The organism is Lacrimispora sp. 210928-DFI.3.58 (assembly GCF_020554865.1).
GTDB lineage: Bacteria > Bacillota > Clostridia > Lachnospirales > Lachnospiraceae > Enterocloster.
In genome coordinates this window covers 1-9,182 of sequence record NZ_JAJCIC010000071.1, presented here as the reverse complement: position 1 = coordinate 9,182, position 9,182 = coordinate 1, and the positions used below count along the sequence as shown (strand labels likewise).

Here is a 9,182-nt window from a genome sequence, read left to right as displayed (position 1 = left end):
GCCAGCTGCTGAACGGCAGGAATTAAATTTGCGAAAAACTATTGACACTATCCTGTGGGGCCGGAGGCGAAAGAAAAGAGCCACGCGGGGTGGCTCCATGATTTATAGCGATAAATTTAATCCTTTAATTCTATCTTAGATAATTTATATATCTTTACAGCACATCCAACAACTAGTCCAACTATTAATACCGTGCCAGCAATAAAATACAATGTTGGGTGTTGACTCAAACAATTATAGGCTTCCACACTAAACCCTTCATTTTTTATATAATAAGCCCAACAAGAAAGAAGTAAAATTGATACAATAACAAGGTTGCACCACCAAATCAAAGGATATTTTTGGACCAAATTTGCATTCACATCTTGAGTAGACTTAATGTTGGATCTCGTCATCTTCGCAATAAAAAACATGAAAACAAATACTAAATTCATAATGCAAAAACACCAAATAATCCCGACAATCATCAACTTCGTAACAGGTATATCTTTAGCCCCTAAAAAAATATTATCTAATGAGCTTATGCCACCAAAAAGCAAAAATGATAGTGCTGTAAAAATCGAAACCAAAGAAATTAATTGTCCATTCATTTCTTTAGATAACTCATGCCCAGCTTCTTCCATTTTCTCGTCTACAATCTTTGCATAATCATCATCTTTCATTTTAAAAAGAGAATATTGTCTTTTTGCAAGATTCATATGATCCCACATCTTTAAAACAGTACGTTTTGTCCTATCGTATGGATTTCTTTGATGTCTATATTCAGGTTTCCATTCGTGATCACTGTTAAATTTTTCTCCATAAATATAATTAATAACATTGTCTAAGTTTGTTTGCATTATCCCAAATATTTCTTCTTTTTCTAAAGAAAAAATATAATTTGTTATGTTAGTGTATAAAAGCCTATCATCTTTGCTAATATACTCATGTAATGCATCAAAAAATAGTTTTGAATTGAAATCTTTTGAATCTTTGGATAGTCTTTCGCAAAGATCATCCACGGCGGACTCCATTTCACGTATATAATCTGACGTAGAATTGGATTTTCTTCCTGTACGTTTGTTCCAATCAATCATGGTTAATCCTTTTCAAAATACTCTTTTATAGCACTCTTCTCAATGATATTATTGCAATATTTTTCATACGCATCACACCATGGAGCTTGATTATGAGTTATTTCAACTAATGTCGATGCAGAATATTTTGCGCATTGATCTACCATTTCGTTGATTAGCGCTCTATCTCTTTTCAAAATTACTGTTTCAGCATTTTGACATACAAACCTTGGAATATCTGAACTGCCAAAAAGTTTAAATTCATGATACACTTCTGGAACTACTGGTCCAAAGTCCCATGCCTCTATATCCTCCTCGAAGCATGGCCTTCCTATACTAACAAGAAAATTAGCCTGTACAAAATATAATATTTTTTGTAATTTTAAATTGCTAATAGAATATCCCTGCTTCTTACAATACCATATAATGTATCTAGCAACATCAATTGCACTATACATAGTATAAACCTCCCATAAATAAAGCAAAAAACTTGAATATAATGCCTATTATATCCAAGTCAATTCTGTGTCAATACTTTATCTATGATTTTATTATATGTTATTTTGCATAAAAAAGCAATTGACGTTTTAGCTAATTTTTCTTATAAACATTTGTTCTTTTCTGATGAAAAAAATCTTCATTTTTATGAGCCCAGCGAGCTGCCAGACTGCTCTACCCCTCATTAGGACCCACACACCGCTAGGGAAGCGGAGGAGAAGCCGCTGGCCGTTCTGCCTTTGGCTTAATCCATGCTATCATAATATCACGGAAGTACCCCTTCGTAGTTACCCACTTTTTCAAAATTCATAAAAGAACGCCCCTCTCTTGAAGGACGTTCCATTTATCATTATAACTTTTTCTTTCTTCTGGCTCTTTCATCCCTGATTCCCTGAATACGGCCCAGATTATAAAATAACGATGCTCCAAACGCACCACATCTATCCACTCCGTACAAGCGCCAGCGTTCCACCATTGCATTATATAAATCTCCCATCTCTGTGCCTGCCCAAAAAACCACTGTTTGATGACCTGAAATTTTTACTTCCTCCTGAATATTCATCATGCCACCTCCCTGCTCTGGTAAGCAACATGATACGCTTTCGCCTGACCATCCACCTGCTGATACTCAATGTCCGTCGGATAATCATTATCTGCAATCCAGCATTTCACTCTTTCAATAACACTGTCAGAATACTTCCTAACTGCTCCCTGCCACTTGCCTTTAGACTCCCAGGTGTCTGTGTAGTCCTCCTCTGTCACGCCGATCCGGCGGATGATTTCATTCACAGCCTTGTCTGCGGGCTTCCCAGAGGTCTTGTAATAGATTCCTGCCTGTCTGGCAATATGTACGGTATCCCAGTAGCGCTTGTCCGCTTCGATCTCGACCGGAAGAAAAATGTCTGCTTTCTCGTAAAGCTGCTTTGCCGTAAGAAGCTGGATCTTATTTCCACAGCCAGCCTTCTCCAACATAGGCATGAGAATTTTTACAGCATTATTGACAGATGCCAAGCGCTCAGATTGAGATTTGGCCTTTTTCTTTGGCATCTCGTAGGAGCCTGTCTTACGAAGAGTAGGCAGAACCTCATCGAATACCCAGCTTTCAAAACGCTCTGCGCTCTCCAACTTACTATGTGTGATAAGGCGGTACATATCGCCCTCGCCGATGAAATTAACCTCCTGCATTTTACCGCTGATAGGGGTAGAACGTTTCGTTATAGCCCTACAATGATCGTTGACAGCTTTATTGGGATTTGTATATCCCAAAGCCTTTGCAATATCGCTTGCCATAAAATAGGGCTTTCCATCAATCTCTATCGTCCTTACCTGTCCAAATTCCTCATTGTTAAAAACCTGTAATTTCTGCATAGCAAAATCTTCCTTTCTTCAAAAATTCTTGATTTTCCAAAAAGGAACTGCTATACTGTGTATACAAATTTCCTTTTTGGAATTTGACTTTTGAGCAATCACGTGGGCCCGTCAAAGTTTAGCGTGACTGCTCTTTTTTGTTTCCAGATCTTTCTTGATAAGATCCACGACATACTGCATAAAAGACATATCCTGCATAACAGCCTTTATTTTTCCAGCCTTATGAGTCTCTTCATCCAGTTTAATAGTAATCTGTTTCATGTTTTCTCCTTTCCCACAATTTAATTGTGTATTTATTGATGATTATATGCAATTAAATTGTGTGTGTCAAGTAAAACTTGAATTAAATTGCGTATTGTGATAAACTCAAAGAAAAAGGAGCGGTTCGTAATGGCAAATAATAAAACCATTGGAGATAATATAAAAAAATATCGTCTGTATAAAGGACTTACCCAAAAACAATTAGCTTCTCTCATTGGAAAAACAGAAAGTTCGATCCAAAAATATGAGGCTGGTAAAGTAGAAATCCCCCGCAAAGTACTTTTTAATATTGCAAAACAATTGGATTGTTCTTTCATTCAATTAAACGGTATTAATTCTGAAGATTTTCTTCCTCGATTAAGAGAAACAAATTCTGACCCTTTATTAATATTTTTAGATTCAATAGGTTATAAAGTAACTCTCGGAGGAAATGGTGGAATATATATTGAAATACTCGGTGAAACAATCCCTTTAATGAAAAAACAATATGATCTCCTAAAAGAACAAGTAATTTCATATACAAAATTCGTTACAGAACGCACTCTCTATCCTCCAATAATTGAATCCTCTGATAAGCCACCCACCACTGAGTAGGTGGCTTTTCGTTACCTCCTCTGCGCCAGCAGATAAAAAAAATACCGCCTACTCTCATAGAATTGCCTCCGCCCTGCCGGAACATCCATCCATTCATACGGAATCCCCTCCGTTACGTTTTTCAGAATCCATTCATAAAGCTCCTTATTCGCCTCCTGAGCTGTTTTTTCTATCAGGACTATATCTTCCTGTATTACTGCTCTTCTGACGGCTTCCTGCGCTGTAGGATTGCCTGAAAGACTACTTTTCGGCATCCCATCATTCACAACAGCATTTAGCCCATAACCTTCCAGAAGTTTTTGCTTCTTCTCACCGTATTGCATACAAAAGTATTTCAATTCGTTATATTTCGCCCGAGATATGCTATGGTCGCTCAATTTCATATCCCGCGTTCTAATCTGGTTCATCACTACATCCTCCTACCATTTCCAGTTCCAGAAGCCGGCATATACCTGTATCCCCCAATGTCCTGACCCCACCAACTGCATGTTTCGCAGTCTTTTCCATCGCCGCCGATTACTCCTGCTTTAGCTGCGCAGTCCCGGTAATCCTTTTCCATCTCTTCGGTCACGTGAACCAGCAGCTCTGCGTACGCAGCGATCGGTATCTTTATCTCTCTCATGTTCTGCCTCCTTACCGCATTGTTTCATACTCGCCCTTCTTCTCATTCCAGTTCACCGCCACTGGAGCCCCACAGTCAAGGCAGTTGATATCAAATGCTGTATCGGTCATATTAGTCATATACTTGAGCCCCTTCCCGCATTCACACCTAATCCGCAAAGGAACCAGAGGCTTGTCAAAATATGTGGTTGTTCTGCAGCTCTTGCAGAAATAGTATTCAGCCTCATTCTTTGTAAAATACCCCTTCACCTCTCCGCAGTTTGGACACCTGATATACAGGAATCCCTTGTATGTAATCTTCGGAATGGCCCGGATCTTAGCCGGATCTGCTGTACCGTCATGTCCGGCGTGACCTGCTCAAGCTGCTCCTCATCCAGGGACAACATCTCCTGAAGCTGGGACTTGTTGAAATCCTGATACCGTTCAGCAATGACCGGGCTGTTGCCGCCCTTTGAGAACCTGTCATTGCGGCTCATGTACCGGCTGGCAGTAGACACACTGAAACCAAACCGGTCACGGGCATAATCCCAAATGTTTTCAAAGCCTGCCTCCCGGTACAGCTCTCCGTCACGGACGCATTTTAAGTAATACCCCACAGCGATCACACTCCTGACCGCTGATTTCAGGTTAGCGGCTATGTAGACTTCTGCATCCTCCAGGCTGACATTCTGGTACCACAGCGCACTTGCAGCACCAGTCTCAGCCGGCATCTCCCTTTTCTCCTCCATCTGGCTCTCCTCCTCCAAATTGCTTCCTGGCCCGCTCCAGGACTATGGCGTCATAATCAGTATCGCGCTGGGAGAAGTTGTGGAACTGGTTCCTGGACAACTCCTTCCCGCCAATGGTCCCCGGTCTGGCAAAATCCTTAGTTTTGTCCCTCTGCTCCCAGGTACGGACAGCTGCTTGCCAATCGGTCATGCGGTTATTCCCTACCATCCAGCCCTTGGCCTGGTAAAAGTCAACAAACCTCTGCGGATCCACGTTGTTGCCCCGTTTTTGGCAATACTCCGCTACCGCCTCCACAGAAGGGGGCGTAAAGCGCTTTTCTTTGGACACTTTAGTGTCTTTCTTTTCGTTTTGTTTCTGTTTTTGTTTATATATGTCTGCGCTTTGTACTTCGCTTTTTACTACTTCTTTTACTTCGCTTTGTACTACTGGATATACTTCGCTTTGTACTACGTTTTTGAAAGTGAAATATACCATTTTATACTTGTTAGGGCTTCCCTTGCGCCCCTTCTGGTAGATAATCCGGCCAGCCTTTATGAGTTCGTCCCTCGCTTTAATAAGTGTAGCTTCTCGACCCATTGACATGGTTGCCATCAATCTCAGGTTATCTACTATAACCCACTCGCTCCACCCGCTTCTGTTGAAAAGGTTCATCATTTTGTACCATAACAACTGTGACGAGATCGGTAAGTAGTTGGTTTCGAGCCATCGTTCAAAGGCTATGATCTCTGCCAGAAAATTTATTTCCATGTAGGCCATCACCTACCCTTCTGTCTCTCTCCCGGCTTCCCACTCCCGGTAAAGCCCGATCCAATCCTCCAGGCGCATTGTCACCAGCCAGCCTGATCGGTCCCGGCGGTGGAATACAGCCGGAAGCTCTCCTTCCCTGGCGTCCCTCCCAGCCTGATCCATGGCCTCCTGAAGGTTCAGCCGCTCCACGCGCTTACATTCTATATGGATCCCAGGCAGGCCGATCACATCAGCGTCACCCGCAGTTCCACAAAACTGCTGGCCCCTCCGGCAGTCATAACCATGGTCCTTCAAAATTCCTGCCAGCTCCCGCTCACCGCGCTTGCCTTTCTCGCGCTGCATCTTTCCCATATTGTTCTCCATTCTAAGGACAGGGGCGGCGGTCAGAGAGTTTCCCACGGGCCGCCCCTATTGTTACACCAATGGCCTTCTAATACTGTGACATATCAATCCTTGCCATGGATGGTAAAAGCCCAATTAACCTATGTGATTGCCATCTGATCGCCTCCTTTCCCGGATGCTATGCCTTATGAAAAGAACTCCGCCGCTGCGCTGCCACCCACTGGCTGTGCATCCTTTGAAACATCCTGCGGCACTGAAGCCTGTGCCATATCGATGCGCCCTTGTGACGTCATATCAGCCATATTCGGGACGTATTCTTCCTCCACCTTCCCCTGTTCTTCTGCTGTGTACATTCCTGAAAATGTCTGCGGAAATGCCTCTCGTAGTGCCTGAACCACCGCCACCTTGCGGATCATGGTTGCTGGCTTTTTTGCCCACTGACTGTTGAGCGAGCCATCTTTCTTGCGTCCAGCATATTCCTCAAAGGATACCTCGATCCGAAAGGCATGGGTCCTGTCCTTCCGCCACACCTCCGCATATCCACCGATGATCTGTTCTTCTGGCAGTTTCAGAGTGCCCTTGCGGTAGACTATCTCACCATCTAGCCCCACAACGATGATGCCCGCATCCATACCATCGTAATTTTCATTGCTTTCGGCCCGTTTGAAAAAGGCTTCCTTGCCTACAACGAGCGTTGCCGGCTCATTGCCATACTTAATGCAGTATGCCTCTTTCAGCCAGGGATTCAGGCCAGTAAACCGGCAAAGGTTAATAAACATTGCTATTTCCTGATCAGATACCCTGTCTTTATCTCCGCTGACTAAATAATTTTTTACTGTACCTGGCGTGAGAGTTACTTTCATTCCGTTTGCCATGTACTCTGTAATCTCCGCCCGCTGCACAGACTTTGATGTCAAACTGTTTCCTACTGCCATAATCCTTCTCCTCCTTACTGTTTTGGTACCGGCTCAAACCGGATGCCGTTATTCTTCAAAAACTCTTTCAGCCTCATGAGTTGATCTCTGGTTGCATATACCCGGAAATCAACTACATTGACTGGATCCTCGACCGTCTCTATTGCCGGCTGCTCCTTCGGAATAGGGATAGCTGCCGGAGATGGCATCGGCGCAGCTGATCTGCCGGCAGCCATCACGTGCTCTGCCTCTGCCTTCATCCTAGCCTCACACTCTGCCTTCTGACGGGCCCGGTCCTCTTCAAATACCCGGCGTTTCTCCTCTTCCTTCTCCAGACGGTTCCTTTCTGATATCGCTGCACCGATGTCATAGGTGCGGAGGAATACCTGTTTCATATCGCCGACATACTTGCTGTCCACATCGTTGAGGATTGCCAGGCCCTCATACACCTTCTGGATCAGCGCAAGGATCTCTTCCCTGATGGACTTCATGCTAGTGGAGGCATTGGCATACTCCGGCTTCATTACCCGTTCAAAGGGAAGGTATTTCTCAATGTCATCATGGATATTTGCATCATAGAAATCGCGGATCTTCGCTGTCTTCTCTTCCTTCTGGCGGCGCTCATAATCCTTGATCTGGCCGTCTATGTTGTCGATGGCCTTCTGCACAATGCCTGCCAGCTCCTTGACTTCCTTCCCAAACTGCTCGTCCGGCTTCAGAAGCTGCCTTCTAATCTCTGTACGCTTACTGTTCAGGGCATCCACGAACTTATTCAGTTTCGCCCGATCGGTCTTTGCCTGCTTGATCGTATCATCTGTGTATACCGATACGGCATACTCCTGCGATGCTGCGGACACTTCCGCTTTCAGCTCTTCAAAATTCCATTCAATTTTTTTCAGGAATCCTTCATCCTGTGGACTGTATATCTTTAATTCCATATATCCCGCTTCTCCTTCCATTGCATTTATTAAATGGTTTCCGATATGGGCCAGGGACTATCCCTGGCTTATTTCTTCCATCGCCTTCAATACACGCATATCTTTTTCAAGGGTCAATAAAGCCAGATCCTTAAGCCGCTCCAACATCTCTCTCCTGTCGCCCATGTACTCCTGGAGAAACTGCTTGTCTGGTATATCCCTTGCCCGCATTTCCTCCATATACAGGCTGATTTCCCTTATCTGTTCCTCATATTCCTGTATATTTTGTTTTCTTTTTTCCGCATCTCTTGATATAGATTCTTTAAAAGTCATATGCTATATCGCCGGAAGGATAAAGTCAGGCCGCCTCCCGGAAGTTACGCAATCCCAGAACTTCCTTTCCGCCTCCACCAGATACCTGATATCCTCCTCGACGTCCTTTCGCTCAATAAAATAATGTTTCGTTATAATCCGCAGCTCCCCGCCCCATTCGCTTTTCAGCTGAGCCTTTAGAACTGCAAAATCATATCCAGTTACTGCCAGGTAATGAAGTACCTGGCAAAAATAATTATCCGGGATACGGCCATGCCACTTCTCCCGTTGCATGCTCTGCAGGATGTTCGTGGTCTTAATTTCTAAAATTCCATGCCGCCCCTGGTTATCCACAAGCTCACCGTCCAAGGAGGCATGCATCCACGGATAATCCGAATTAAGGAACATGTTGTTCTCATCATAGGAGACCCGGTACTCCGGGAAGTCCATGGCAAACAATTCCCGGAGATGATACTCTGCCGCCGTCCCATACCGGACATAATCCTTATCAGATATATCCTCTGGTATAACCAGCCCCATCTTCTCCTCCCAGAGCGTCACGTTGTCCTTATATGGATTCATCCCAACGCAGGCGCTGGCCTCGGAGCCTCCGATATGATTCTTCCGGCCCTCCAACCAGGCCTCACGATCTGGAAATATGTACTTCTTAACTGGCATCCTGTTTCTCCCTCCTCATGATCTTCCCACAATTCGGGCACGGCGTAATCTCTCCCAAAATGGACCACATCCGAAAGCCACAGCTGCAAACCAGGAGGAAGAAGGGGGATGTTATTGGAGTCTGGCTATCTGGATAATGCTGTATA

15 protein-coding genes are annotated in these 9,182 nt (G+C 44.1%); 1 reads left to right on the top strand and 14 read right to left on the bottom strand.

Features of this window, described 5'->3' with window-relative positions:
* Positions 1 to 116: 116 nt before the first annotated feature.
* The 5 genes from LIZ87_RS21535 to LIZ87_RS21515 all read right to left on the bottom strand — a co-directional run bounded on the left by LIZ87_RS21535 (position 117) and on the right by LIZ87_RS21515 (position 3,182).
* Positions 117 to 1,076, bottom strand: a complete 960-nt coding sequence (locus LIZ87_RS21535) for a hypothetical protein (protein WP_227149171.1) — start codon at positions 1,074 to 1,076, stop codon at positions 117 to 119.
* A 2-nt stretch (positions 1,077 to 1,078) separates the two neighbouring features.
* Positions 1,079 to 1,513, bottom strand: a complete 435-nt coding sequence (locus LIZ87_RS21530) for a Panacea domain-containing protein (RefSeq protein WP_227149170.1) — start codon at positions 1,511 to 1,513, stop codon at positions 1,079 to 1,081.
* A 389-nt stretch (positions 1,514 to 1,902) separates the two neighbouring features.
* Entirely contained in the window at positions 1,903 to 2,115 is a 213-nt protein-coding gene (locus LIZ87_RS21525) for a hypothetical protein (RefSeq protein ID WP_227149169.1), read from the bottom strand.
* Entirely contained in the window at positions 2,115 to 2,921 is an 807-nt protein-coding gene (locus LIZ87_RS21520; RefSeq protein ID WP_227149168.1) for a BRO-N domain-containing protein, read from the bottom strand. Before LIZ87_RS21520 ends, LIZ87_RS21525 begins: the two co-directional genes overlap by 1 nt.
* Before the next feature lie 111 nt (positions 2,922 to 3,032).
* Positions 3,033 to 3,182: a hypothetical protein gene (locus LIZ87_RS21515; RefSeq protein WP_227149167.1), complete on the bottom strand. Its 150-nt coding sequence runs from the start codon at positions 3,180 to 3,182 to the stop codon at positions 3,033 to 3,035.
* 129 nt (positions 3,183 to 3,311) lie between these two features.
* Here LIZ87_RS21515 and LIZ87_RS21510 point away from each other — a divergent pair, with 129 nt between their 5' ends.
* On the top strand, positions 3,312 to 3,776 hold the full coding sequence (locus LIZ87_RS21510; RefSeq protein WP_227149166.1) for a helix-turn-helix domain-containing protein: 465 nt from the start codon (positions 3,312 to 3,314) through the stop codon (positions 3,774 to 3,776).
* Between the two features lie 11 nt (positions 3,777 to 3,787).
* Here LIZ87_RS21510 and LIZ87_RS21505 read toward each other — a convergent pair whose 3' ends face one another.
* The 9 genes from LIZ87_RS21505 to LIZ87_RS21465 form a co-directional block, all read right to left on the bottom strand.
* Positions 3,788 to 4,183, bottom strand: a complete 396-nt coding sequence (locus LIZ87_RS21505; protein WP_227149165.1) for a hypothetical protein — start codon at positions 4,181 to 4,183, stop codon at positions 3,788 to 3,790.
* 2 nt (positions 4,184 to 4,185) lie between these two features.
* On the bottom strand, positions 4,186 to 4,398 hold the full coding sequence (locus tag LIZ87_RS21500) for a hypothetical protein (protein WP_227149164.1): 213 nt from the start codon (positions 4,396 to 4,398) through the stop codon (positions 4,186 to 4,188).
* A 244-nt stretch (positions 4,399 to 4,642) separates the two neighbouring features.
* Positions 4,643 to 5,125 (bottom strand): hypothetical protein, encoded by a 483-nt coding sequence (locus tag LIZ87_RS21495; protein WP_227149163.1) that lies wholly within the window; start codon positions 5,123 to 5,125, stop codon positions 4,643 to 4,645.
* A complete protein-coding gene (locus LIZ87_RS21490) occupies positions 5,097 to 5,882 on the bottom strand; it encodes a hypothetical protein (RefSeq protein WP_227149162.1) in 786 nt (261 codons plus the stop codon). Before LIZ87_RS21490 ends, LIZ87_RS21495 begins: the two co-directional genes overlap by 29 nt.
* A gap of 3 nt (positions 5,883 to 5,885) precedes the next feature.
* Positions 5,886 to 6,224, bottom strand: coding sequence for a hypothetical protein (locus tag LIZ87_RS21485; protein ID WP_227149161.1), 339 nt, complete (start codon positions 6,222 to 6,224; stop codon positions 5,886 to 5,888).
* A gap of 176 nt (positions 6,225 to 6,400) precedes the next feature.
* On the bottom strand, positions 6,401 to 7,090 hold the full coding sequence (gene bet / locus LIZ87_RS21480) for a phage recombination protein Bet (RefSeq protein WP_227149160.1): 690 nt from the start codon (positions 7,088 to 7,090) through the stop codon (positions 6,401 to 6,403).
* A gap of 74 nt (positions 7,091 to 7,164) precedes the next feature.
* The gene (locus LIZ87_RS21475; protein ID WP_227149159.1) at positions 7,165 to 8,067 is read right to left on the bottom strand and encodes a DUF1351 domain-containing protein; all 903 of its coding nucleotides are present in this window, start codon (positions 8,065 to 8,067) and stop codon (positions 7,165 to 7,167) included.
* 57 nt (positions 8,068 to 8,124) lie between these two features.
* Positions 8,125 to 8,379 carry a hypothetical protein gene (locus tag LIZ87_RS21470; RefSeq protein WP_227149158.1) on the bottom strand — a complete coding sequence of 85 codons (255 nt, stop codon included), beginning with the start codon at positions 8,377 to 8,379 and terminating at the stop codon, positions 8,125 to 8,127.
* A 3-nt stretch (positions 8,380 to 8,382) separates the two neighbouring features.
* On the bottom strand, positions 8,383 to 9,036 hold the full coding sequence (locus LIZ87_RS21465; protein ID WP_227149157.1) for a YqaJ viral recombinase family protein: 654 nt from the start codon (positions 9,034 to 9,036) through the stop codon (positions 8,383 to 8,385).
* Positions 9,037 to 9,182: the final 146 nt, after the last annotated feature.